This window comes from Oleiphilus sp. HI0066 (genome assembly GCF_001635725.1).
Genome location: NZ_LWFH01000215.1, coordinates 1 through 640, shown reverse-complemented (window position 1 = coordinate 640; position 640 = coordinate 1). Strand labels below are relative to the sequence as shown.

1 protein-coding gene is annotated in these 640 nt (G+C 47.2%); it reads right to left on the bottom strand.

Features of this window, described 5'->3' with window-relative positions:
• Positions 1-567: ABC transporter substrate-binding protein (locus A3738_RS03315; protein ID WP_197473549.1), on the bottom strand; the 567-nt coding region annotated here is incomplete at its 3' end.
• Positions 568-640: the final 73 nt, after the last annotated feature.

The following is a 640-nucleotide window of genomic DNA, read 5'->3' as shown; positions in this document are numbered from 1 at the left end:
CATACCTTGTGATGGTGCATGTTTTTTCACTAGCTCAACCAAAGAGACTGAGTTCGCTTCGCCAGGGTTATAGATCACACCAACCTTCGCGGCATCTGGAACGATTTGCTTAGTCAGCTCCATGTGTTTATCGACAGGTGTTAGGTCTGATACCCCAGTTACTTTCGGACTTGGTTTATCCCATGCCGCTACGAGCTTTGCGCCGACAGGATCTGTTACCGCTGAAAAAATGATGTTGCTATTGCGGGCAGAGGCGACCATCGCTTGCGCAGACGGTGTTGCTATTGCCACGATGACATCTGGATTATTGCCCGCAAATTTTTTGGCAATTTGCGCGGCAGTGGTTGGGTTTCCTTGTGCGCTCTGATATTCCCACTCTAAATTCTCTCCTGCTTTGAATCCCGATTCTGCGAGCACATCTTGTACACCTTGTCGGACTGAATCGAGAGCGGGATGCTCAACGATCTGCGTGATCGCGACGTGCTTATTGTCTGCAGCAATAAGAGAGCTTGAAAACGATGCCGCAACAAGTGCAGCGCCAAAAGCAAATTTGTTGTAAATACCCATACGTAATCCTTCTTACTCGAGGTTTTATTTAAGGGGGAGTTATTATTTGGAACTCGTGCGATTAACCAATAAA